This is a genomic window from Paenibacillus sp. P46E, from assembly GCF_001909095.1.
Taxonomy (GTDB): Bacteria; Bacillota; Bacilli; order Paenibacillales; family Paenibacillaceae; genus Paenibacillus_AQ; species Paenibacillus_AQ helianthi.
Map to the genome: position 1 here is coordinate 81,461 of NZ_LVYZ01000110.1, position 25,806 is coordinate 107,266.

The 25,806-nt window shown below is 50.4% G+C and carries 19 protein-coding genes; 3 read left to right on the forward strand and 16 right to left on the reverse strand.

The window, feature by feature from the left end:
* Positions 1–13: 13 nt before the first annotated feature.
* From A3849_RS31410 to A3849_RS31445, 8 genes are all read right to left on the reverse strand, one after another.
* On the reverse strand, positions 14–1,525 hold the full coding sequence (locus tag A3849_RS31410; protein ID WP_074114958.1) for a sugar ABC transporter ATP-binding protein: 1,512 nt from the start codon (positions 1,523–1,525) through the stop codon (positions 14–16).
* 123 nt (positions 1,526–1,648) lie between these two features.
* Positions 1,649–2,725, reverse strand: coding sequence for a galactose ABC transporter substrate-binding protein (locus tag A3849_RS31415; RefSeq protein ID WP_143191957.1), 1,077 nt, complete (start codon positions 2,723–2,725; stop codon positions 1,649–1,651).
* 141 nt (positions 2,726–2,866) lie between these two features.
* Positions 2,867–3,883, reverse strand: coding sequence for a substrate-binding domain-containing protein (locus A3849_RS31420; RefSeq protein WP_074114960.1), 1,017 nt, complete (start codon positions 3,881–3,883; stop codon positions 2,867–2,869).
* The gene (locus tag A3849_RS31425; protein ID WP_083613761.1) at positions 3,880–5,703 is read right to left on the reverse strand and encodes a sensor histidine kinase; all 1,824 of its coding nucleotides are present in this window, start codon (positions 5,701–5,703) and stop codon (positions 3,880–3,882) included. Before A3849_RS31425 ends, A3849_RS31420 begins: the two co-directional genes overlap by 4 nt.
* A 3-nt stretch (positions 5,704–5,706) precedes the next feature.
* Positions 5,707–7,356, reverse strand: a complete 1,650-nt coding sequence (locus A3849_RS31430; RefSeq protein ID WP_074114961.1) for a response regulator — start codon at positions 7,354–7,356, stop codon at positions 5,707–5,709.
* 201 nt (positions 7,357–7,557) lie between these two features.
* Positions 7,558–8,022 carry a GNAT family N-acetyltransferase gene (locus tag A3849_RS31435; protein ID WP_074114962.1) on the reverse strand — a complete coding sequence of 155 codons (465 nt, stop codon included), beginning with the start codon at positions 8,020–8,022 and terminating at the stop codon, positions 7,558–7,560.
* Positions 8,012–9,202, reverse strand: coding sequence for a formate-dependent phosphoribosylglycinamide formyltransferase (purT, locus tag A3849_RS31440; RefSeq protein WP_074114963.1), 1,191 nt, complete (start codon positions 9,200–9,202; stop codon positions 8,012–8,014). Before purT ends, A3849_RS31435 begins: the two co-directional genes overlap by 11 nt.
* A 147-nt stretch (positions 9,203–9,349) precedes the next feature.
* Positions 9,350–13,030, reverse strand: coding sequence for a dynamin family protein (locus A3849_RS31445; protein ID WP_178382869.1), 3,681 nt, complete (start codon positions 13,028–13,030; stop codon positions 9,350–9,352).
* Positions 13,031–13,281: 251 nt separating this feature from the next.
* Between A3849_RS31445 and A3849_RS31450 the strand changes: the two genes are divergently transcribed.
* Together A3849_RS31450 and A3849_RS31455 are read left to right on the forward strand one after the other, a co-directional pair.
* Complete coding sequence (locus tag A3849_RS31450; RefSeq protein ID WP_074114964.1) at positions 13,282–13,707, forward strand: SRPBCC family protein; 426 nt, start codon at positions 13,282–13,284, stop codon at positions 13,705–13,707.
* A gap of 3 nt (positions 13,708–13,710) precedes the next feature.
* Entirely contained in the window at positions 13,711–14,043 is a 333-nt protein-coding gene (locus A3849_RS31455) for an ArsR/SmtB family transcription factor (protein ID WP_074114965.1), read from the forward strand.
* A 110-nt stretch (positions 14,044–14,153) separates the two neighbouring features.
* Here the strand turns inward: A3849_RS31455 and A3849_RS31460 are convergent, their stop codons facing one another.
* The 8 genes from A3849_RS31460 to leuC form a co-directional block, all read right to left on the reverse strand.
* The gene (locus A3849_RS31460; protein ID WP_020432793.1) at positions 14,154–14,420 is read right to left on the reverse strand and encodes a hypothetical protein; all 267 of its coding nucleotides are present in this window, start codon (positions 14,418–14,420) and stop codon (positions 14,154–14,156) included.
* A 32-nt stretch (positions 14,421–14,452) separates the two neighbouring features.
* Positions 14,453–15,136, reverse strand: a complete 684-nt coding sequence (gene nth / locus A3849_RS31465; RefSeq protein ID WP_074114966.1) for an endonuclease III — start codon at positions 15,134–15,136, stop codon at positions 14,453–14,455.
* 211 nt (positions 15,137–15,347) lie between these two features.
* Positions 15,348–18,101: an S-layer homology domain-containing protein gene (locus A3849_RS31470; RefSeq protein ID WP_178382870.1), complete on the reverse strand. Its 2,754-nt coding sequence runs from the start codon at positions 18,099–18,101 to the stop codon at positions 15,348–15,350.
* 82 nt (positions 18,102–18,183) lie between these two features.
* Positions 18,184–18,843, reverse strand: a complete 660-nt coding sequence (locus tag A3849_RS31475; protein WP_074114968.1) for a GerMN domain-containing protein — start codon at positions 18,841–18,843, stop codon at positions 18,184–18,186.
* A gap of 112 nt (positions 18,844–18,955) precedes the next feature.
* The gene (locus A3849_RS31480) at positions 18,956–20,395 is read right to left on the reverse strand and encodes an N-acetylmuramoyl-L-alanine amidase family protein (protein WP_074114969.1); all 1,440 of its coding nucleotides are present in this window, start codon (positions 20,393–20,395) and stop codon (positions 18,956–18,958) included.
* Positions 20,396–20,557: 162 nt separating this feature from the next.
* Positions 20,558–22,135: an N-acetylmuramoyl-L-alanine amidase family protein gene (locus A3849_RS31485; RefSeq protein WP_074114970.1), complete on the reverse strand. Its 1,578-nt coding sequence runs from the start codon at positions 22,133–22,135 to the stop codon at positions 20,558–20,560.
* A 177-nt stretch (positions 22,136–22,312) separates the two neighbouring features.
* Positions 22,313–22,915 (reverse strand): 3-isopropylmalate dehydratase small subunit, encoded by a 603-nt coding sequence (gene leuD / locus A3849_RS31490; protein WP_074087676.1) that lies wholly within the window; start codon positions 22,913–22,915, stop codon positions 22,313–22,315.
* 27 nt (positions 22,916–22,942) lie between these two features.
* Positions 22,943–24,367 (reverse strand): 3-isopropylmalate dehydratase large subunit, encoded by a 1,425-nt coding sequence (gene leuC / locus A3849_RS31495; protein WP_074114971.1) that lies wholly within the window; start codon positions 24,365–24,367, stop codon positions 22,943–22,945.
* Positions 24,368–24,602: 235 nt separating this feature from the next.
* Here leuC and A3849_RS31500 point away from each other — a divergent pair, with 235 nt between their 5' ends.
* Positions 24,603–25,514: a LysR family transcriptional regulator gene (locus A3849_RS31500; RefSeq protein ID WP_074114972.1), complete on the forward strand. Its 912-nt coding sequence runs from the start codon at positions 24,603–24,605 to the stop codon at positions 25,512–25,514.
* Positions 25,515–25,806 lie beyond the last annotated feature (292 nt).

Genomic DNA, 25,806 nt, shown 5'->3' on the forward strand with positions numbered 1-25,806 from the left:
AGTAGTTTCCCCCTTAATGCTGTGCAGCGAGACGCATAACTTCGGTTTCCGTAGCCTGCTCGCCTTCTAGTATTCCTGTCAGCTTGCCTTCAGACATAACCATTACGCGGTCGGACATCCCGAGCAGTTCCGGCATTTCCGAAGAGATCATGATGATGCTTTTGCCCTGCTTCGCCAAATCGGCGATGATCGAATAGATCTCGAATTTGGCCCCGACATCAATCCCGCGCGTCGGTTCATCCAGCAGCAGTACCTCAGGCTCGGTTAACAGCCATCTGGCCAGCAGCACCTTTTGCTGGTTACCACCCGATAAATTCATGATCTGTGTTTTGGTGGTTGGTGTCTTGGTGCGAAGCTTTTCAATCATCTTATCCACTTCAACCTTTTTCTTCTTGCCGTCGAGCAGTAGATAAGGCGTCTGATAACGATCCAGATTGGCAATAGCCCCATTCTCATGAACAGATAGCACCGGGAAAATCCCCGTTACACGCCGTTCTTCGGTAAGCAGTGCCAACCCGTGTTTTTTGGCGTCCTGCGGCGACTGAATATTAACCTTCTTGCCAGCAATGGAAATGCTACCGGATTTTATTGCACGAAGTCCGAACAGGGCCTCAATAACTTCCGTACGCTGTGCACCAACCAGACCGCCGACACCCAGAATCTCACCCCGTCTGAGCTCAAAGGATACATCCTTGAACGATCTCGGTTCCGGCGATGTAAGCCCTTCCACTTTCAGGAAAACCTCACCGGGAACGTTGGAGCGTTCAGGGAACCGGTTCGTGAGGTCGCGGCCAACCATTCTGGAAATAATCAGATCCGTTGTCAACTCTGCCGAAGGCCATGTACCGATTTTTTTGCCGTCACGCATGATCGTCACTTCGTCAGAAATCTCGAGGATTTCCTCCATTTTGTGGGATATATAAATAATAGACACGCCTCTTTTTTGCAGATCCCGGATAATCCGGAACAAATGCTCCACTTCCACACTGGTCAGCGAGGAGGTAGGTTCATCCATTACAATAACGCGTGAATGAAAAGAGACGGCTTTCGCGATTTCGATAGATTGGATTTTGGATACAGACAGTTTACCTACCAGGGTTTCGGGATTCAGATCGATATCCAGATCCTTGAAAAGGTTTTCAGTGTCAGTAAACATTTTCTTGTGGTCAATGAACTGAATCGGTCCGAACCCTCTAGTCGGAAAACGCCCCAGCCAGATATTCTCCATCACATTGCGGAACGGCACAGGATGCAGCTCCTGGTGTATCATGGAGATTCCGTGACCCAAAGCATCATTGGAGTTGGTGATATTAGCCTTTTCACCATCCAGAAAAATCTCACCGGCATCCGGTGAATAGATCCCAAACAGACATTTCATGAGTGTAGACTTGCCTGCGCCGTTCTCACCCATCAGTGCATGGACCGAACCCGGCCTTACCTTCAGGCTCACGCCGTCCAGCGCTTTTACTCCGGGAAATTCTTTGGTAATATTGTTCATTTCCAGCAAAAATTCAGTTTTTGCCATGTTGTTACGCCCCCTACGCTATTTGTCTTTTTCCATGAGAGGCACAGCGGTTCCCTTCTGCTTCCTACCCGTAAGGAATTCCGGGGAGCAGTTTCTACTCCCCGGCTTTATTTGTATTAAGCTTTATTTAGCGTCAGCTACATTATCTTTAGTAATTTTTTTGTAGGAAATCCATACATATTGGTTGTCTGTGATGTCAAAGCCCACATTTTCTTTGGTAGGCGTTTCACCTTTAGCCAGTAATGCAGCCAATGTAATTGCAGCTTTACCTTGGTTGTTGGCATCATTCAGCACCGTACCAAGCATAGTTCCGTCTTGCAGCGCTTGAACAGCTGGAGCTGTAGCATCTACCCCTACAACCGGCATATACTTGTTGCCAGTGAAGTATCCTGCAGCTTTCAGAGCTTCGATCGCACCGAGGGCCATATCATCGTTGTTGGCAAGAACAGCTTCAATCTTGTCACCGTGGGAGCCTAGGAAGGCTGCCATTTTTTCTTGTCCTTTAACACGATCCCACATTGCTGTGTCTTCAGCCAGTTTCTCTACCTTGATGCCGGCATCTTCGATGGCCTGGATGGAGTAGGTGGTACGCAGCTCGGCATCCTGGTGTCCAGGTTCGCCTTTCAGCATTACATATTGGAGCACGCCGTCTTTGTTCTTATCAGCTTCTGGATGAGCCTTCCAGTAGTCTACAATCAGCTGGCCGGACATCGTACCGGACTCTTCAGCTTTAGCGCCTACGTAGTATACTTTGTCCCATTTCTTCATATCTTCTGGAAGCGGTTCGCGGTTCAGGAATACTACCGGAATATTTGCTGTTTTGGCTTTGTCGATAATTACGCCTGCTGCTGTGCGGTCAACCGGGTTGATCAGCATGCCGTCGTATTTCTTTGTGATGAAAAGGTCCACCTTATCGTTCTGTGTAGGCTGTGAGTTCTGGCTGTCTACGATGTCTACAGTAGCGATGCCTTTGGCAGCTGTGTCAATGGCATTGCGGACACCGGTCATGAATGTATCGTCAAATTTGTAGATAGCCACGCCGACCTTTGGAGTCTTACCAGCAGCACCGGAGTTTGCACTGTTGGTAGCTTTTGCAGCATTGCCTGTATTGTCGGTCTTTGCATTATTATTGCCGCCGCAGCCTGCGAGAGCTGCACCCAGCAGAGCACTGGCTAGTAAAACGGAAGTGATTTTTTTCATAATTATTTGACCTCCTGATATATGTTTCTTTTTAGTTGTGCCCAGTATGTCCTGGGTACATCCTTATTATGCCCGACGTGAAAGCGGTTGCGAATATAAAATCCTACTCATTTTTATAAAAATTCTAATGATCTGGACCTTCTACCGGACAAAGGGAAATAATAACTTCTGGTTCTCCGGCCATAACATGTTCTCCAGATCAATCAGCTTCGTACCGGTATCCACACGCTCAGGCACTTTAATGCCCTCAGAGGCTTCTACGGCATATTTGACGGCCAAATATCCGTTGCTGAAGGGATTCTGGATGACTGTAGCTTGAACCGTACCATTCTGCAGCATTTCCATCATCGACGGAGAGCTGTCAAAGGCGACCATCTTCAACTGGCTGAAGCCCAGCTCCTGAATCACATTGCCCGCGCCCTGTGAAGCTGTTTCATTCAGTGTGGCAATGCCCCGGAGATCAGGATGGTTCAACAGCATATCCCGGGTTAGTTGTTCAGCATCGCTAGTATCGGATGAAGTATAGGAAATCTGTACAACCTCTACATTGGGAAACCGGGCGGCATAGTTCAGAAAACCCATTTCCCGTTCATTCGCGTCCCGTGCTCCGTAATCAATTGCTCCGGATGAGCCTTGGTGTCCGGTGGAATTCGTGAAATTGATGATACCGATCTCCCCGTAGCCATTTAAAAGCTTAATCAGCCTTTCTGCTGATTTCTGCCCGGCTTCATAGCCGTTTGAGCCCACATAGGTCTTGACCTTGGCTGAACCTACCTCCGCATCTACCGAAATTACAGGAATCTTGTAATATTCGGCCTGGTCCACCACCTGCGCGAGCCCCATGTAACTACTGGCTGCAAGAATGATTACATCAGCCTTTTGCTTAATAGACTCCTCTACCATCTTGATTTGCTCGTCGATGTCGCTCTCAGAATCCGGCGCTTTGAATGTCAGCTTCACATTGAACTCCTTGGCTGCGGCCTCCGCACCCAGCTTCACAGTGTTCCAGTAGTCGCCTTTGTTCATTTTTACAATCATATGGACGTTGTGTATGTTAGTTGTACTGATGTATGCCGGAGAAGTACCCAGGCAGGAAGTGACCGTAAACCCCAGTACTACGCACACCAGCAAAACAACCCCTAAGCGTAAGTTTCTCATTGTACGGATTCCTCCTTCCCTTCTTCTGGCCCCTCCTGGGCCCGGACCGCAGGAAAGATGACTGTAACCGTTGTGCCTTCTTCAATCTCACTCTCAAAGGTGAGTCCGTATTCCCGTCCGTAGACAAGTCCGATCCGTTCGTTCACGTTCCGAACTCCCACACCTGATCCGCCGCTGGTTTTACCGCCGCTCAGAATCGTTTTCAGTGTCTCCTGGTTCATGCCAAGCCCGTTGTCACTGATCCGGATAACAATCATCCTCTCCTGCAGCTCTGCAGTAATAGTAATCAGTCCTTCATCGGGCATCATTTCAATGCCATGGTAGAGGGCATTCTCCACAATCGGCTGCAGAATCAGCTTGATCGTCTGATACGTCAGAACCTCATCCTGCGCCTTAATCTCATAGCGGAATTTATTTTTGAAGCGGAGGCTCTGAATGACCAGGTAATGCCGGATATGATCCAGCTCCTCCTGCATGGTGATCATATTCTTCCCTTTACTGAGACTGATACGGAAAAATTTCGACAGTGATTGGATCATCGTCACCACTTCATCCGTTTTACCTCTTTCCGCCAGCCGGATGACCGAATTCAGTGTGTTATATAAAAAATGGGGGTTAATCTGCGATTGCAGCACTTCAAGCTCACCCTTGCGCTTGGTTTCCTGCTCATAGATAATCTGGTCCATGAGCTGCCTAATCCGCTGCAGCATCATGTTAAAGCGCCGGGACAGCTGTTCTATTTCATATGCACCGCTAACATCAATCGGCGTGTTCAGATCCCCTTCTCCAACCAGCTTGACCGTCCGTTCCAGCTTGCGGATGGGACTGGCAATCAGCCAGGACAGAAAGATAGATAACACGATTACACCTAGGATAACGAAACCCAAAAACCAGATTAAAAAATGGTTCAGGTCGTGCTTAGTCGTCACAATCTCATCGTAATAGGCCACACCGACGATCTTCCAGCCTGTCTGGGCCAGTGTGCGTACTGTGATAAAGCGTTTCTCTCCTGTAGATTCATCCAGATAGCTGCGGTATTCATACGCCAGCACAGGCTCCACATTCTCGTACTTCAGCCCGGCATAAATCAGCTGCTGCTGTGGATGGTAAACAATGTTGCCCTGCGGATCAAGAATGTAAGCATACCCTCTGTTACCCAACTTTACCTGTCGGCTGAGCTGATCAATCGTACGGAAATTGAAGTCGATCAGCAACACGCCCGTTTTGGTAAGCCCGTTTTCTTTGTATTCAATCAACTTGCTGGTGGAGACCACCCAGGTATAACGCCCCTTGAACAAATTCTGTATATGTGGAGCTGAATAGGAAATCTCAGAGCTTTTGATAGCCGAAGTGAACCAGCTTTGACTTTGCAGCTGGGTATTGAGCCGCATATTCTGGCCTGGTGTGCCGACCACATATTTACCTTTAGGGGTGAACACTGCTACCGAGACGAGATCTTCGCGGCTGCTCATCAGCGTACCCATCCGTTCGCCAAGCAAGGAAGAATCAATAGAAGGACTGGCTGTAATCTGCTTCTCAGCCGTTTCAAAAATACTTCCCATCCCTTTAACATACAGCTCCAGGTTATAATTCACCTGCTCAATAATCTGCTGCATGTTCATATTGGCGTTCTTTTCGGCGGTTGCGGCAAATTTGTTATACAGCATAAAACTAACGATCACTGCAACAAGTACAGTGACCGCCGTAAAGGTTAATGTAATAATGAGCTGGATACTCCGCAGCTTGGAGGACAAGCGAAGCTTGCCCCGCTTGCGCGGCTGGGGACGAAGCGGAAAAAAATAAGCCTTTGGCTTGATCATAACTTATCCTCCCCGTGAGCTGTTTTTGTACTCTTTTGGCGATTGACCATATTTCTTACGGAAGCAAAAGCTGAAATAGTTCGGGTCGGCAAAACCGATTCTTTCGGCAATTTCAAATGCCTTAAGCTCTGTCGAACGCAGCAGCTCTTTGGCCGCTTCCAGACGAATCTGCAGCAGGTAGCTGACAAAGGTCATCTTCATTTCTTTCTTGAAAATGCTGCTGAAGTAGCCGGTACTGATGTGCAAATGCTGGCAGACTCTGCCGATCGATATATCGGATTCCTCATAATGGCTGCGGATATAATCCTTGGCTTGGTCGATCAGCTGCTTGTAGCTGGACTGCCTTTCCGAGGCAATGGAATCCATGAGCCGGCTGCACACACCGATAATCCATTCCCTGGCCTCACCCATATTGTTGAATTTCTGAATCTCTGTCAGGGAGGAGAATCCCAGGCCGTTAAAATCGCTCATCTCACTGCCCGATTCCTTGGCTACCCGAAGTATCGTGGTGATGATCTCGAGCAGAAAAATCTGATATTCCTGCGTGCTCACCAGTGCCGCATCCAATCCGCCAAACAGCTCGTCCACTACCTCTCTCAATTCCTGGAGGGTACCCAGCTTGATCGTACGGATCAGCGACTGCTGGGTCAGCTCGTCATACGCCAGCATACGCCCAACCCGGGATTCTACGTCTTCGATCCAGATCACTCTATTATTTCCAAGGATCAGACGATAATCCAGCGCTTGCAGAGCATCGTTGAAGGAATGGGACAAGAGGGCTGGAGAATTACAGGCCGTACCGGAGCCCGCTGTCACAGTAAGCTTAAGATAACGCTGAACATTCTGGCGGATTTCCTCAAGAATAGCATAGGTGCGGCTGGTAATGGCGGCCTCATCCCTGTCTTCGCTGACCGAGAGCACCACCACATCATCACGGTAGATAAATACTTTGCCGAATCCATGCTTTTGACAGATTTCTTCAGCAATATTCAGTACGGCAAAGAGTTGAAGATTACGTTCACCCGTATCTCTGAGTGATACAGGACGATTAGTTGTTACAGCATCATCTCCGCCCTCGCGGATATAATCCACACGGATCACAGATGCCTGAAACCGCGCACCGCTTAATTCTATACCGTATTCAGCACTCTTTCCGGCAATCTCTGCAGCGGGGAGTCTGCGGGAGACCAGAGACGAGAGAAATTGCTCACGGAGCACCGGCAGACTTTTGCGGTAATGCTCACTCAGTACAAACACATTCTCCTTCTCGGCAATCTCCGCTTCTATCGTTGCCCTTACCTTAAGCAGAACGTCAATCAGCTCCTGTGCAGAAAACGGTTTCAAAATATATTCATCTATTTGCAGCTTGATCGCCTTCTGGGCGTATTCGAATTCATCATATCCGGTCAAGATAATTATCTTCGTATTAGGGTGACGGCTGCGGATCCATTCCGCCAGCTGCAGCCCGTTCATAAATGGCATCTGGATATCGGTTACGACTACATCCGGCAACAGCCGGTCAATGGAGTCTGCGGCTTCCCGCCCGTTCTCTGCCTGATCCACAACCTCAAACCCGTAGTGCTCCCAGTCGATTTGCGCAATAATCCCTTCTCTTACTTCTTCTTCGTCTTCGGCAAGAATCAATTTATACATTTTCCATCCCTCTTTGAATCAGGTTTAGGTCATTCTACACCCATTCTATCTGATTCGAACGACTCAATCTATGGTTAAGTTAAGGAAGGTGGATTTACGGCGGGAATACATAGAATGCGTATGTGTATGGAGAAATAGATCATACGGGCAAAAAAAAACCATCCCGCTTGAACCGGGATGGGGATGATTGGTGCATATGGTCTATAGCAATGATTTGTTGAAGCGGTAGCCGGTGGTTTTCTCGAATCCGATATGACGGTAAAAAGCATGTGCCGGCGCACGTTCCACCCGGTTGCCGCTTCTCAGGAAAAGCTGGCAGCATCCCTGCTGGCGTGCCCAGTCTTCTGCTGAGGCCACCAGTCTTTTTCCAAGTCCGTTGCCTCTAAGCTCCTCAGCTACGATCAGTGCGGTAATCTCCATAATACAGTCTGCATGCTTGTAATAGGATCTTACCTTCCGTAGTCCAACCATTCCCACAACTTCATTATCCAGTTCTGCAACGAGAGTGCAGTGGAACGGATCAGTCTCCATGTCTTCCATTCTTTCTTTCATCACGCTAAGCGTTGTCGGATAGCCGAATTCCCGCAGAAGGGCTGTCACTCTCTCCAGATCATTCAAGCCGCATTTGCGAATTTGCAGTACCTGCTCCTGAGTACTACTGTTCATCCTCAATTACCTCCACTTTTAGCATAGACGCCGCCTGCTTGGCTGTCGTCCGCGCGATTTCCACATCTTCCGCTGCACTTAACGCTACGGCCATCCGCCGTCCAGGGCGGATCTCCGGTTTGCCGAACACACGGACCTGTGTACGGGGAAGCGCCAACGCTTCGCCAATACCGGTCACCCTATAAGCTTGTCCGGCTGTTTCTGCCTTCAATGTTGCTGATGCGCCCGGTGACAGCAATTGCACCGAGTCGAGCGGAAATCCAAGAATGGCTCTGACATGCAGAGCAAATTCCGATAAATCCTGTGTAATCATAGTAACCATGCCGGTATCATGCGGTCTCGGCGAAACTTCGCTGAACAATACACCATGATCCGTAAGAAACAGCTCCACGCCAAAAATCCCAAACCCGCCAAGCTGGTCTGTCACCGCGCGGGCGATTTCTTGAGCCTCAGCCCACTGGGCTGCACTCATTTGATGAGGCTGCCAGGACTCCACATAGTCGCCATCCTTCTGGATGTGGCCGATCGGAGGGCAGAATACCGTACCGCTGACTGAACGTACGGTTAAGAGTGTGATCTCACTCTCGAAGGTCACAAAGGCTTCTACAATAACCCGGGTTCCTTTGGCACGTGCACCTTCCAGCGCCGTATTCCAGCAATGTTCGGCATCCTCAGGCTTCTTGCATACGCTTTGCCCTTTGCCGGACGAACTCATGATCGGCTTAATCACACACGGGGTGCCCAGGATCCTTATGGCCTGACGCAGCTCGTCCAGACTATCCGCGAAACGGTAGGCTGCTGTAGGCAAGCCCAGCTCCTCGGCGGCCAGCCGGCGGATGCCTTCCCGGTCCATCGTCAGCCGCGCTGCACGTGCGGTAGGGACTACAAAGAATCCTTCTTGCTCCAGCTCCTGGAGTGCATGTGTGGCAATGGCTTCGATCTCCGGAACAATCAGATCCGGCTTTTCTTCACGAATCAGCTTTTTCAGTGCTTCCGCGTCAAGCATATCAAAACAATAGGAACGATGGGCCACTCCCATCGCCGGTGCATCTTCATAACGATCCACAGCTACGGTCTCTACGCCAAGGCGCTGAGCTTCGATAATGACTTCCTTGCCCAATTCCCCGCTGCCCAGGAGCAGCAGCTTACGGCTCTGGGCTGAAAAAGGAGCTCCCCACATTGTCGATTCCAACCTCTTTCGCCAATTTGATTGCTGCGTTCTATGTTTCTGTAAACGACGCAATGCAAACTGTAAATTTTCAGGCTCCTTTATTTTCTTCCATCATCCGTCAGAATGCAAGTGTTCTTCGACATTTTCCTACAAACTTCACAGATCGTTGTCCACGATATCGCCCAAAGCTTGTTCGAGTTGGAGCAATTCGCTGCTGAGATGACTCCAATGCTCTGCAGAATCACCCCCTCTCAGGAGCTCTGTGATCGCCGCTTCCCGCTCGGACAGATTCTCACTCAGCTCATTCACTACTTGGGTGAAAGCAGCATCCATACGTTCTACATAGAAGTCCAGCAAAAAGCTCTCCTGTTCTTCAACAGCCCCTGCCACGGCTTCCTTCATCCCAGGCTCGGCCCCTGCTCTAACCTCATTGCGGCCGGTTCCCTCAAAGAAATGGCGTGGGGATTTGAAACAGCTCCACAGCGCCGTCCAATCCAGCGGCTCCAGTCTGACTTCCAGCTTGGCCGGAGCAGGCCAAGGCTCCTTATCATTCTGAAGAAAGTGTAGCTCTTCCGGTGGTATGGACAGCTCTTCAGCTGCAGCTGCTGCGGCTGAGTTCACCAGACGGCGCCCGGCAGCCTCCAGCCGGAGTGTGGTGGCCCACAGCTCCTGCTCCAGCTCCCGCTGAGTCGTCCGTTCCAGTTCTCTCCCACAGGCTGTAAAGATATCTTTCAGATGGCCGCCGTCTTCACGGAGCAGAGAGGGATGGAACGATTCCTGAAAGAAACGCCCAAAGGAGAAGGAGATCCGCTGGCGGACATGATACAGCAATTCCTCACCTTCCTTGCGTAAATCCCGGCGCGGACGCTCCTCAGCGGCCAGCAGAGCCAGCCGCCGCTCTGCCTGACTCCGCTGCTCCTGCAGCTCCCTCATTTGCACTTCACGCTGGCCCGCCGCCTGACGCGCCTTCTCCTGCCACTCTTCCGTCCGGCGCCGGATGGCGCCGAGGCTGTCTTTGGCCCCTGCCAGTGACAGCCTCGGCAGTTCCCCGCCTGCGAAATGTGCAAGTGCCTGCTCGAAGCTGCTGAACCGGGAAGCCTCATAGATTTCCCGGTTATTTGCCGTTTTCCCTTCCAGTGCAAGCAGGCTGGAGAGGGAATACATCTGTGGTGCATTCAGACCGCCGGCGCGCAGATTTTGCGCAACATGCTTCTGCACCTCCTGCAGCTCTTCCTCATCTGAGGCCAGATCGGAGGCATTGATGATGAAGAACATTTTGTCCAGCGCAAAGCTGTCTTTGATCCGGCCCAACTGGGCCAGCAGACCCCTGTCCGCCTTGGAGAACGCATGATTGTAATAGGTCACAAAACATATCGCATCGGCATTCTTCATATAACCAAAGGTTACTCCGGTATGACGCGCATGCAGTGAATCCGCTCCAGGGGTATCAACCAGTACGATACCGCCGGCTGTCAGGGGGCAGTCGTAATAGAGATCAATTCCCTGGATGAAGCAGGCCCGTGTCTCTTCGGCGACCAGCTGGCGGTATTCCTGCAGATCGACAGTGCGTACGGTTCCGAGCAAGGGTTCTGCTTCCTTCCAGCCTGCTGCTGCCGCCCGGAGAAATCCGGCATGCGGCAGTGCAGAGGGATGGAGCCCGCTGACCTGGAGATTGCCAGCGCTCGAAGTCCAGCTCTCCAGCTGCGGCGGATCAAGCTGGAGCACACTGAAGGAATGGAGGATATCCTCCCAGAAATCCTCCACGCTCTTCATGGTGACCACCGCGCTGGCGTGACGGAAGTCCCCTTCCGGCGCCAAAATACGGTTCACTGCCGCTGTGGCGGGATGCGGAGACACAGGCAGCACATCTTCGCCCAGTAAGGCATTGGCGAAGGAGGACTTGCCGGCGCTGAACGCTCCGAACAGCGCCAGGGTGAACCGGCCGCCGGCGAGATCCGCCGCCCGCGCCGTCAGGCTGCGCGCAGCCGAGGCCATGGCCGGCTCGCTGCGCAGCAGCTCCGCCGCAGCGTCCAGCACCGCTGCGGCTTTCCCGAGCCGGCGGCGTCCGCCCGCCGGCGAAGCCGTCCCCGCCGCAAGTCCTGCGGCGGGGCTTCCAGCCGCTGCGCCCTGCGGCGGCTGGGTCTCCCGCGGCGCGGCGCCGGGCGCGCCCGCCTGCGGGGTGACCCTCACCTCCGGCAGCGTGCCGGGGGTGAGGGTGCGGCGCTGCGGCAGCAGCGCCGCGAGCTCTGCCGCGCGGGCGTCCGCCGCGCGGTCAAGGGCAGCCAGCGCGCTGAGCGCGCGCGCCTGCCGCTGCAGGGCTGCCTCGCGGCGCGATACATCCGCGAGCCGCTCGTTCAGGAGCGGCGGCAGTTTCGCCAGCAGCTCATCGCCGATGCCCAGGGCAGCGCGGCGGAACTGGCTCTTCATTTCAGCCGCAAGGGTGCGGCAGAAATTCAGCAGCGCCTCGCCGCTGAAGCCGGTTCCCGGATTGACGGCAGCCGCCAGCACCCCGGGGCTGAACGCCGGGAACGCCTGCTTAAGTGCCGTCTCTGCCGCCTCATCCCAGACTCCGAGGTCTTCGCCCCACTGCCGGACCAGCTGGAGCAGATGCCATTCCAGCTGGGCGGCAATCTCCCGTCCCTGCAGCGCATGCCAGGCGGCCAGCCGTTTCTGCTGTTCCTTCTCCCGTTTCGCTGCCGTGAAGAGCAGTCCCTTGCGGAAGCCGGGACTGACGCTTTCGGCATAGGCCCCGGCAGCTTCCCGGACCTCTGCCGGCATAAGGTTGCTGTTGCCCAGCAGTGCATCCAGACGGGTTCGCAGCTGATGACGCGCCTCTTCAGCCAGCGTCAGAACCTTTGCCCGCTCATCCGCACATTCGAGGAGCTCCCGCTCCACATTATCCCGTTCCTCCGCTGTTCCAACTTCCCCAAGAAGATGCTCCCGTTCCTCCCGCTGTCCTTCTCTGCAAGCTGCCAGGGCTGCATCTGCGGTATGATAAAGGGAACGGGACAGACTGTACTGAAGCAGCTCATCCCGTTGCTCCAGGAGTTTCTCAATCAGATTCAGCAGATCCTTCCACTGGTTCAATGGATGCTCCTGAACCTTAAGTGAAGTAAAGAGAATTCCCGCCGGCTGAATCCCCCATTGATCGAAAGCGCTTACCAATTGCTTCCGGTACACTTCAATCGTAATTTCCTGTTCACGGTGCTTGTCAATCTGATTAATGATAAGATACAGGGGCTTGCCCCATTCACTCAGTGCTTTGGCAAAGGCCAGATTATTCTCGGACTGCACATGATTATAATCCATCACATAAAACACAACATCCGCCAAATGGAGTGCCGAATGCGTTGCCGCCTGATGTCCGTTATCGGTGGAATCCACCCCCGGTGTATCCATCAGAACTCCATGGCTCCCCAGCAACGGCACGTTCTCCCATACAGATATGGCGGCGTATTCGCCCCCTCTGCGGCAAAAATCCTGCAGTTGTTCCGGTGTTGTCTCCCATGGAGCCGGTTTGGTTCCAGTTTCACTAGTTTGCGGATACAGCAGAACACGAGGGGTTCCACTGCGGATGGATACGATATTCGCACTGGTTGGAACCGGCCCGGAAGGCAGGACAGGCTTACCGCACAGTTGATTGATCATACTCGATTTCCCTGCTGAGAAATGCCCGCAAAAGGCAAAGGTCAGCTCACCCGCAGCAGCTTTTAACTCCAAATCCGAGATGATTTGTTCTGCAGCCGGATCGCCCCATTGTTTCATAAGCTTGCTGAGCCCAGAATAGGACGGTTTCTTCAAGATTTCATTCTCCATTTTGGCCCGTTCCGCTCCCACGTTTACTCCCACCTTCGCTGCTTCGTGTATCATATAACTACCAAGAATAGAATAATTACATTTTATCACCAGTTTGCCACAATTCAAATCAGAACTATTTACAAATTCCCCTATAATCCTTCACGAATCTCACAAATCCAGGTATGGCTTTACAAACTTGTTGAAGTTCTTATAGCTATTGAAATGCAACACCTTATGGTGTTACAATCAATCATGAAACCAAAAGGTGTTACAAAAATAGGAGGTAACTTATGCACACTGAAAAGGCATTGCCCGAAATTCGCAAAACTGTAGTTCTTAAAGCTCCTATTGAAAAGGTATGGACCGCTGTGTCCACTTCTGAGGGGATTGCAGCCTGGTGGATGGATAATACATTTGAACCGGTCCTGGGTAAGGAGTTTATCCTGCGTTCAAGCCAATTTGGTGATTCTCCTTGCACTGTAACTGAACTTACCCCTCCTCACCGGCTGGGTTTTGATTGGGGCAAAGACTGGCATCTGGTGTTTGAATTAAAAGAGCTGGACCAACAGCAAACAGAGTTTACCCTGATTCATTCAGGCTGGGATGAAACAAAGGCTACCGAGTTCGGACAACCTCATTCAATGATCCGCGGAATTATGGACGGTGGATGGGAAGGTATTGTCAACAAAAGTCTCGTTCGTTATACAGAGGCTTAAGCAGTGGCTGCCCCGGCACTCAAGCACGATGTATTTCAAGCGATCGCTGATCCCACCCGCAGAAGCGTGTTACAGCTGCTTGCCCATAAGGATATGCCGATTGTGGCCATTTCGGAGAACTTCCCTCTTTCGCGTACAGCCATTAACAAACATCTGCATATTTTATCTGATGCTGGTCTTGTCAGCTCCAGACGGATTGGCAGGGAGACAAGGTATTCACTTCACCCTGAGCCTCTTGCAGAACTAAAAGACTGGCTCGCCTTCTTCGAGACCTATTGGGATGACAGACTGTCGCTGCTAAAAGAATTCGTTGAGAGCGAAACTAACGAGCAATAAGAGCAAAATCAACAGTGATTTTTTCATTGCATACCAAAAAGCCGGCCCTTGGGCCGGCTTTCTCACATCCGATTTGGTTCACTCCTGCTTATGAAACCAAGCTGAGTGTCTTAAGCAGTTTCCAGAACTGGCAGCAGAATTTCAAATACCTTACCGTGCTGCAGAATGGTCAAGCCACGGGATTTATCTCTCATCACAACAACTTCAGGTTTTTGGGACATACGTTCCAGGTAATGCTCAGGCACATCGCCGGAGTGGCTGATCGTGATGCCTTCCACTTCCTGTTCTTCGTTTTCCTCAAGCGGGCTTTCCACTACACGTTCAAAGATATCGGAGAACGCTTCAAAATTATCGGTATATACAGAAATGCACTTCATCTCTATCCCATCCTCTTCTTCATCTCTAACTCTTAATCACTTGTTTCCGTATGATCCTTAGCTTTCCTGATTACAGTAGTTTTCATACGTTTCTTACCCTCCCGGCACACATCCAAGAGCGGGCACACCTGACATTTGGGATTCTGTGCTTTGCAGTGATAACGTCCAAAAAAGATCAGCCGGTGATGCGTGAGTGTCCACTCGTCACGCGGCACCGCCTTCATCAGCTTCTTCTCCACTTCCAGCACAGAATCTTTCCAGCCTGCAAGGGCAAGCCTCTTGGCCACCCGCTCTACATGGGTATCCACCGCAATGGCCGGGACTCCAAAAGCGTTGGATACTACTACATTAGCAGTCTTGCGCCCCACACCCGGCAGGGTTATTAACAAATCGTGCGCCTGAGGCACCTCTCCGCCATACCGCTCAATCAGGATTGAGCAGAGACTTTGAATATGCTTCGCTTTGTTGTGATACAAACCTATTCGCCGGATGTCGCTCTCCAGTTCCTCAATGGGTACCGAAACATAGTCGAGCGGGGCTTTATACTTTTGGAACAGGTCCTCGGTTACTTTATTCACTGTTGCGTCCGTACATTGGGCTGAGAGCAGCACGGCTATTGTCAACTCAAATGCGTTGCTGTGGTTCAGCTCACAATGCGCATCAGGGAACAGCTCTCCGATGGTATCCAGGATGTGGCGGACCTCTGCAACTTTCATAGTGTCCCCTCCACGGAGTGTTACCTCTCACCACCTGCAGTGAGTGTAACTTCTCAATTGTAAAGAAATATAAGCAAAGTATGTATTGTAACGTACACGTTCATACATTATTAGCTAACACATCACCAGCTGTATATTTCAAAAAAAACGTCTTGATGCAGGCAAAACGCCTGAATCAAGACGGTGTTTCACACGGAAAATCACCAAGCACTTATTGTTTCACTATCTCAACAAGAACATTATTATTAAAATACATTATAATATTATCATTTTCTTTGAGAGATTGCACGGATAAAGTCGTGTCACCTTGATGAATATATACATTTGCACCCAGCGCAAAGCGGAAATTATTATCGTCAAGACTTGCACGTTTCACCAAAATCTCATTCGTTCCACTCTCGTAGCGCGAGAAAGCATGTGACTGCTGGCTCAATACACGTATAATCGTGGAACCATCGGAGTCCTTGCGCACTTCCACACGATCTGCAGTAGTAAGTGAGCCGAGCGTAGTTGCAGTAGACCCGTCACGGATAATCTTGACCCCACCAGTCGCCGTGATGGTCTGAGTACCCGCTTTGTAATCCTTCACAGTTAATGTTCCTGTGCTAGCATTCACAGCTGTCAACTGACCCGTACTAAGCTTAACCGCTTGGAGAGAGAGCGGTGTGCTGCCATTAAATGAGGCATTCACAAAGTCTCCAACCTTCAAATCACTGATCTTTATGTTTTGTCCAGTATCGCCCGTCATCGGCAGTGTCAGGGTGTACAATTCGGATGTTCCTCCCGACCATTTCACTCCCAGCTTGTTTGCGGCTGCATCCAGGGTAATAATTTCGAGCTGGACAGAAGAATTCACCCGCAGAACGGAAACCACATTCTGGTTACCGGCAAGTACGGCAGTTACCGCACTGTTAAGTGCCACATCGGTGATTGCTAGATTCGAGCGGCCAAAGATGTCCACGGACTGCGGGTAAGGCAAGGTCAGCAGTTGTCCATTGGAAAGCTTCATCGTCATTGTTTTATTGGTTGTATTCACAGCGGTCAGTGTACCTTCATATTTGCTGCTCGTCTCCACAGAAATAGCTCGCTGTCCAGCAGCCACAACATCTACTTTGCGGCCTTCGGTCAGTACATACCCCATATTGGTCAACGAAGTATTCGCCACCCCTTCTGAAGCGAGCTTAGTAGTGGTATCGAGCTTCACCAGGTGAGCTTTTCCACTGCTGTCCATAACCGTCAGCAGCTGGGTTTTCACACTATAATCTACCACTGTCGCACCAGTGAATTGATCAATCTGGCGGCTCAGAACTTCAATTTTCGTAACCTGGTCACTGCTGTTCAATGTGATCTGTACATTATCTCCTGCAGAGGCGTCGGCGATCAGATCACCAATGACAGGAGTGGTAACACCCGGAATTACGATGGCAGGCGCAGATCCAAGCAGCTTCACTTCTCGCGTGCCATCCGATTTTTTGTAGACTACTGTGGAGCTGGTCAGTTCAGTAATCGACCCTTGTACGGTGCGCTCTACCCCTGAAGTCACATCTACGGTCCGGATCATATTATCCTTAATGGAATATTTCACCGAAGCCCCCACCTTCAGATCGGCAGGCAGCAGCACCGAGCTTTGAGAGCTGAACAGGGTTGTGCCATCCTCCCATTTGAAGGATTCCGTCTGCCCATCAGCTGTTTTGAATGTAATGCTCTTGGCTGTGGTATCGACATTCTGAATGGTTCCGGTCGCTGTTTTGTTCACAATACCCGAGGTTACCTGTACCTTAACCAGCTTGCCTGCACCACTATAGGTCTCCCGGAGCAGGGAAACTTTGCTCGCAGCGGTAATAGAGGAAGGCGTAATTACTGCCCCGTTCACGTCCACAAAGGAGGTGCTTCCATCATAGCTGTACTGATCATATCCGGTTGGAGAATCCAGCCAGATTGTACCCGGTGTGATTTTGGCAAAAACGCCTTCAATGGTCTGCACCTGCTGCGCTGGATCGGTTACTTCTACATAAGCGGCATTATAGGTAGCACCGATAACAGTCACTTTGGTATAAGGCTTGAGGTCACTGAAATTGATTCTAGTTTCTGATGTGCTGGTAAAATAGGCAGTACTGTAAGTCAAATCGAATACAGTTGTTCTCCCGCTATTGTATAGTGTCAGCTTGCCGTTCTGAAGGGCACTGATGCTGCCTTTGACGGTATTATCATAATCCAATGTATTGTGAGCTTCTGCACGGCTGAAGAAAGTAGCCAGCTGCGCACGGGTCACAGCACCTTGCGGGTCAAACCGGTTACCGTCCAGGCCATTGGCTATACCCAGATCCACTGCGGTCTTAATGTATCCCCGTTTATTCGCAGTAACTTTGGCGTCATCGGCAAACCCGGTCGGTTGACTGGATACAGCAGCAGCATCCGCATTTTTGCCCAGCGCCCGGATCAGAAGTTCGGCTACCCATTCTCGGCTGGCCTTGCGTTCCCCCCAGGAGGTCTTCAGATTATCGGCAGCCATTTCCACCGTCTTGTCCAGCAACCCCTGCTGGAAAGCAAGGACTACATAAGGCTTATAGTAATTGGTTACTTTGAAATCTGTCGGAAGCACAACATCGGTACCGGTATTCACATTGCCCTGCAACTTCATGAAACGGAGTGCCATGAGCACCGCCTCCTGCTGGGTAACGGAATCCCCCGGACGGAACAGACCGTTATTCCCTACAACAATCCCTTGGGAAGCCAACTTATAAATATGTTTTTCGGCCCAAAAGCCGCTTTTCACGTCAGTAAAAATCCCGGCTGCCGCTGCCGGAGCAGTTACGTTAGTCACTGCTGAGGTTGTCACTGGTGCAGCCGTGTCGGCAAACGCGGATGCTGCTCCGCCAAGCACCATCGTGCCGGCCAGAATTACGGTTGCCGCTTTGCTGGAATAAGTATGAATAGAACGTTTTGACCTTTTTTGCCCGGACAATAGGTTATTCCCCTCTCTTTGGATCATATTAAAATATTAGTAAATCATTTCGCCGGTTAACCGGAATATACCTGCATCTTCCTTACAAACCGCTGTTTTCTCTGGTCATTGGATGTTCGAGATCCACATGTCCCATGAGACTTTCAACTTGTTCACCATCTACAAGAACCTCAATACTCTTCACTTCTTTAAATTGAAACAGGGTCTCAGCCAGTGCGCTGATGGCAAAAGCCTCACCACCAGCACCAAGTTGGGCTTCATCTGGTTTATGAATGTCCATTGTAATCTGGCCGTCCGCAAATTTAAGCGATTTAAGTTCAATTTTACCCCATAAAGGAATCTGGTCAGGGTTGGTGCTGCTCTGCAGGGCTTTGTAAGCCTCGCTGTACTTCTCCACATCATTTGCATAGCTTATGTCAGCTTTAGCGGGAACGAGCTCCATTTGCTGAGGATCAGTGAAATACACGGATATGTTCTGACTCTGTTTGTCGGGAGCAGTGGGCTGCTCTGTCGCTGTGGGCGAAGGAGTAGCAGGTTCTGCGGTCGGCTGAGCGGTTGCAGTAGCTACAACATCCTCACCGCCCCCGTTGGTGCTTTCAGCAGTACTGCCAGCGCCGTTCACGACCGTTGTGGAATCTTGTCCAGCGTTACCGGCCGGTGCTGCTGCAGGTTTTTCGCCGCATCCAGCGATCACAAGCAAAAGCAAAGCTGAAATACCTGCATAGGTCCATTTCTTGTTCATCAACAATTACCCCCTCTGGATGAATATGGGCAGACAGGGCCGCAAAGCCTTTTTGACCTGATGCTACGGCCGAAAGCTGACTTTGCGGCCCTGCTCTGCCGCTTGACTGCTGCTATAATTTGAGATATTCCTTAATACCGGCAACAATCCCTGCAGCTACTTTGTTCTGCAGAGCCTCGGAGAACAACAGGGATTCATCGCCTTTATTACTCAGGTAGCCGACTTCTAGAAGTACGGCAGGCATAGTCGTTTCACGTATGACGTGAAAATTACCATACCGGACACCACGGTCACTTAATCCGGTTGCCTGTACAAGATACTTATGCATTACGTTCGCCAGCGCCTTGCTGGCATCCCGTTGAAAATAGGTTTCTGATCCGCTTGATACTGATGAACCACTGCTGTTGGCGTGAACAGAAATAAAGAGGTCTGCTTTGAGATTATTGGCCATGCCTGCCCGATCCTTGAGTTCAAGGAAAGTATCATCACTCCGGGTAAGCACGACATCGATATTGTTTTCTTGCTTCAGCAACGCAGCAGCCTTCAGTACCACTGCCAGATTGAAGTTCTTTTCATATTTGCCAGTTATCCCGATTGCACCTGAATCCTTGGCTCCATGGCCCGCATCCAGTACTACAAGTTTGCGTCCGCTATTGCCGGGCAATGTCGCAGTGTCATCTGTGCTTTCCGCATTTAGATCAATAACGACAAGCTTGGAGGTATCTCCTGACACATCAACACTATAATTTTTGGCTTGATTCAGATCAATTACAAAACGAACCGTATACGGTTTAGTGCTGTATAACGAGTAGCGAACGCCCGATACATCCGGATAATTGGTTACAGTAAGTTTGCCGTTCAAATTCGGATCAAGAACCTGGCCTGTCCCGAATACATCCGAGAATGTGGCATTCGGCAAATCAATCACGATCCGATCAGGTCCGGATGCCTTGAATACCTTCGGCTGAGAATTTCCATCCATGGCAATGCTCAGCCTGTTCTCGCTAAAGCTGACGCCATTAACCATAGTTAAATCAGCCGTCGGATCTGCTGGAGGTACGACTACACCGCTCCCGCCGTCAGCAGCACTTTCCCCTGAACCGTTGTTACTCTCGGGTATTTCCGGGGTAATAAGATTTACTACCTTGGCTGTGTTATCCCATTTGACCGTAAGGCCGAACTGTTCCCCGATAAACCGGATCGGCACCAGTGTCGTGTCACTACGGAGCAGCGGTGCTGTTGTTAGAATCATAGTCTTGTCATCTACAGATGCCGTTGTCTGATCCACAATCAGCTTAATAGTCTTGCCCTGTTGTTCAATCGTAACCGTCTTGCTCTTCTGATCCCAGTCCACCTTATATCCAAGGTTTTCGGCAATCATCCTAAGCGGTACCATGACAGAGTTGTTTACATTTTCAACAGAAACATCCTGCCCTGCGGTGATCTCCTTGTCATCCAGAAAAATCTTGCTGGTCCCGGAGGCGGCATGTCCTTGCTCCGGCAGAACCAGTACAAAGAGCAGCAGCAACAGCATAAAAGAAAATTTCTTCATTCTTCACCTCTAAGAATCTAGTATTCCGCCTAAAATAGCGTTCATGCTGACAATCCGACTGACAACCTTCGACAATCATTAGACTCCGGCTGCCCATAAAAGTTGCGGATATCTGCCACACTAAAACATACTTCCTTGCCTCAATTTAGAGGGGAGGCCACTCTACAATCCGAGGTATTCCTTGATTCCAGCAACGATTTCCCGAGCAAGATTATCCTGTAACAGATCGCTGTACAGCGCCGATTCGTTACCCGGATTGGTAAGATAACCTGCCTCCAGTAGTACAGCCGGCATACTCGTTTCTCTAGTAACATGAAGACTTTTATTTCTTACCCCATTATCTTTGAAGCCCGTTCCAGCGACCAGATGCTTATGCATAATCTGTGCGAGAGGCAAGCTTTCGGTCCGTGAATAATAAGTCTCACTGCCATTGACCTTATCTTTGTTCGGATAATCGGCAGGCAAAGAATTGGCGTGCACAGAAATAAACAAATTAGCCTTTGCAGCTTCCGCAATCACTACACGGTCCTGCAGTCCAAGTGTGGTGTCCGTGGTTCTTGTGTAGACAACGGTCACCAGTCCCTCCTGATTCAGCAGTGCTCCTACCTTTTGAATTACAGCGAGGTTGAAGTTTTTCTCCAGTTTTCCCGTCAAGCTGACGGCACCGGATTGCGACCCGCCATGCCCTGCATCAAGGGCGACTATCGGCTTCCCGGTGATTCCGGTTCCTCCTGTGGCCGGGGCTCCATTACTCCCCGTATTCAAATCAATGGTTACGAGCCCAGTGCTGTCATCTGTACTGACTTGATACGACTGACTGCCAATGGTTTGGATGACAAATCTGACGGAGGGCGGACTAGCACTGAATAACGCATACCTCACTTCGGTAATCAGCGGATAGCCGCTAACATCGAGTTTGCCCTGTGGACTCCCGCTGGCGGAAACACCAGGAAAGCTCCCGACAAAATCGGATGCAAATGCAGCGCCGGGAAAATCTATGATGATACGGTCCGGACCGCCAATCTTAGACACAATAGGCTTGGCTCCCCCAGCCGCAGCGATGATCAGCCTGTTCTCGCTGAATACAGCGCCCATTACCTGAGGTGAAGTAGCCACGGTACCCGCACTTCCCGGGATAGGGGTAGGTGTGGGAGCAATCACTCCGGTTACAATATCTCCCCCTGTCCCTTGACTGTCTGTAGGAACGGGGCTTGCTTGTGGTGTTACGGTTGGTGTTGGAATTGGTGTTGCTGTCGGCTGTGGAATGTTTGAACTGCCAGGTTCGCCAGTTATTCCACCACTCAAATAGACCGTTTTGTCACTGTTGTCCCATCCAACCTTAAGGCCAAACTGCTCGCTGACAAAACGGATAGGCACCAGCACTGTGCCACCGGTCTGTTTCGGTGCCGCATTCAGTGGCAGAGATACTCCATCCGCTTCGGCTGTTTTGCTGCCTACAGCCAGTTGAACACTTTTCCCATCCTGCTGAACAGTGACTTTACGTGACTTCTGCTCCCACAGTACCTCAAATCCCAAATTCTCAACCACCACACGGATAGGAATCATAACGCTTCCATTTACGTTTTCCAGGTTGATTCCCTTGGGAAGCTCTAACTCCTTATTGTCCATTACAATTCTGCCCGTGCTGTTCCCGGCAGCAGCGGCTTCATGGCCGGCGAATGATAGCAGTAGCAGTGGCAGCAGCAATAGAAATAGCACCCGTTGTCCGGCTTTTCTCATCCTTTCCTCTCCTTCTGGCAATTGATAGATACATAGATAAGATTAAGACGACAGAAAACTCCAAAAGTTGCCTTCTACGGCAATGAATATATCGATTATAGCAAAAAAACTTCTATTTCCGACACCCGGAAATAGAAGTTTTGTGTAAATATTGTAAAGTTTTTGTATTGACTTCTCTTAAGAAAACAGCTTAGCAGCGTGGCGCTCCTCATAGGCGGCGATTTCATCCGCATGTTGAAGCGTAAGCCCGATATCATCCAGTCCCTGCAGCAGGAACTGGCGGCGGTGCTCATCCAGCTCAAACGTAATGCTAAGGCCGTAATCATCACTGAGTTGGTTATTTTCCAGATCCACCGTCAAATGATAACCTTCATGCTCTGCCGTACGTTTAAACAGCTCATCTACCTGGGCTTCTGAGAGCTTAATCGGCAGAATGCCGTTTTTGAAGCAGTTGTTGTAGAAAATATCCGCATACGAAGGTGCAATCACGACTCTGAAGCCGTAATCCATAATCGCCCAAGGTGCATGCTCACGTGAGGAGCCGCAGCCGAAATTGGCCCGGGAGATCAGAACTGAAGCCCCTTTATAGCGGGGTTTGTTCATTTCAAATGCTGCATTATCATTTCCAGCTTCATCAAAACGCCATTCGTAGAATAGAAATTGTCCAAAACCCGTGCGTTCGATCCGTTTCAAAAATTGCTTAGGGATAATAGCATCCGTATCTACATTTACCCGGTCCACCGGGGCAACAATTCCGGTTAATTTTTTGAATTCATCCATGATTATATCCTCCTGCTCTCTCAAGTTCTATGCGTTGACGGCTTCCGTCTTGTAGTTCCAGTCACGGACATCAGTAAAGTGACCCTTGATCGCAGCCGCAGCCGCCATAGCAGGAGAAACCAGATGTGTGCGTCCGCCGCGTCCCTGACGTCCTTCAAAGTTACGGTTCGAGGTAGATGCGCAGCGCTGTCCAGGCTGCAGAACATCCGGGTTCATAGCCAGGCACATACTGCAGCCGGCTTCTCGCCATTCGAATCCTGCTTCTGTGAATACTTTATCAAGCCCTTCCTTCTCGGCCTGAAGCTTAACGCGTCCAGATCCCGGAACCACTATTGCGGTAACCTGATTAGACACTTTATGTCCCTTGGCTACCTCCGCGGCAGCCCGCAAATCTTCAATGCGTCCATTCGTGCAAGATCCGATGAAGACATAATCGATGCCGATTTCGGAAATCGGTGTTCCTGGCACCAAATCCATATACTCAAGCGCTTTTTCAGCGGCTTTGCGTTCATTTTCTGTTGTGAAATCCGCCGGATTCGGCACAGTGGAGCTTATATCCGTACCCATACCCGGGCTGGTTCCCCAGGTTACCTGCGGAATCAAAGTCTCTACATCGAATTCAACAACCGTATCGTACTCTGCACCTTCGTCGCTGACAAACCCTCTCCAGGTTTCAACGGCAGCTTCATAAGCTTCACCCTGCGGCACGTATTGGCGTCCGCGCAGGTAGTTGAAGGTAGTCTCATCCGGAGCAATCAGACCCGCCCTTGCCCCACCTTCGATTGACATGTTGCAGACAGTCATGCGTTCTTCCATTGACAGCTCACGAATCGCCTCGCCTGTATATTCGATAACATAGCCAGTCGCAAAATCCGTACCGTATTTGGCAATCACACCGAGGATCATATCTTTAGCAGTAACTCCGGGATTACGTTTGCCGGTGAAGCGGACTTCCATCGTTTTGGCCTTCGATTGCTGCAGGCACTGGGTGGCCAGCACATGCTCTACTTCACTGGTACCAATTCCGAAAGCCAACGCGCCGAATGCCCCGTGTGTGGAGGTATGGCTGTCGCCGCAGACGATCGTTTTACCAGGATGAGTCAATCCGATTTCCGGCCCCATAACATGCACTACACCTTGGTCAATATCATTCAGATCGAACAGTCTTACTCCAAAGTCTCGACAGTTCTGCGACAAGGTATCAATTTGCTGCTTGGAAATAGGATCTGTGATATTGTAGCGGTCCTTGGTAGGCACGTTATGATCCATAGTTGCAAAAGTTAGACCCGGACGGCGAACCTTGCGGCCGCTGAGACGCAGCCCTTCAAAAGCCTGTGGGGAAGTAACCTCATGCACCAGATGCAGATCGATGTAAATGATACTTGGCTTGCCTTCCTCCTGATGGATTACGTGATTGTCCCAAATCTTTTCAAACATTGTCTTGTTGCCCATATTTTCACCTCATTAGTAGAATCGTTCATTGGAAGAGAAAGTGGAGTCTCTCTTGAATGCTCTAAATATAACATCACCACGTTTATAATTCCAAGATATGATTTCTATAAAAGTCATAGGTTTGACCTATAAGTCCTGATATGGAATGAAGAGGCCTGACAGAAGTTGATTAATATATAGCATCACTTATAGGTTATACTTATAACTATATCATTAACTATTAAGGAGTCTTTTCATGGAACTTAGACAGCTTCAATATGCATTACAGATCGCTGCAGAGCGCAATTTTTCCCGTGCTGCAGATAAGCTGCATATCGCACAGCCTTCACTCAGCCAGCAGCTTTCGAAGCTGGAGAAGGAGCTTGGCGTGCTTCTTTTTCAACGGAATACCAGCTCAGTGGAACTTACTCATGCCGGGGAGAAATTTGTAGAGCAGGCTCAGACGATTATAGATGCTGTGGAGCTATTACGGCAGGAGATGTCGGATATCTCCCAGTTGCGGACCGGACATGTAGTTGTAGGGAGCATGCCCATCACCGGTGCGCATTTGCTGCCACATGTGCTGCCTGTGTTCAAAAGCAAATTCGCCGAGGTTGAAATCACGCTGCTCGAAGACTCCTCTATGAATCTGGAAAAACTCACGGCTAGCGGTCAAACGGACTTAAGCCTGCTTTCCTTGCCTCTGGAGATCCCGACACTCGCCTACGAAGTGCTGGGTGAAGAGCGGATTGACCTGGCCGTCCCGCCAGAGCACCCACTCGCTTCAAGGAGTGCAGCTGGGATTCGCACCTTTCTGGAGGAGCTTAAGGATGAGCCGTTCATTGTACTAAAAGAAGGTCAGGGCTTTCGTAAAATGACTGTCGAATTATGCCGGGGAGCCGGATTTGAGCCGCGTATCGTATTTGAGAGTAATAATATGGAGACCGTTCAATCGCTCGTCGCTACCGGTATGGGAGTAACACTCGTCCCCCATTTTATCGCCAGGGCACCGCGCAGTGAGTTCGTTCCCGTCTATTTACCCCTGGCCGAGCCGGTACCCAGCCGTACCTTGGTGGTTGCCTACCGGCGCGGACGCTATTTATCCAAAGCAGCAGAAGCCTTTATAGAAACCTTCAAAACAACCGTCAAAGATCTTTCCGATGAATAGCCAACCAGCAATCAGCGTATGTATTCTTATGAAAAGAGCCTTCCGGCCTCATAAATGTGCCAGGTAGGCTCGTCCGCTGTCTATTTACTCAAATTATGCTAATTAATGAGGCGTTTCTGATCATCCGGCCCAATGGCTGTGATTTCGTCAACCTTGCTTATGCTTTCTCTGGTAAAAAATATTACTCTCCCGCACTTTGCAAACCCGACATTTGCGTGGTATTCTAAATGACAAATAGTGAAACGTGCAGACGGGACCAGTACGAATAGGCGATTATCCGTGATCAGAGAGT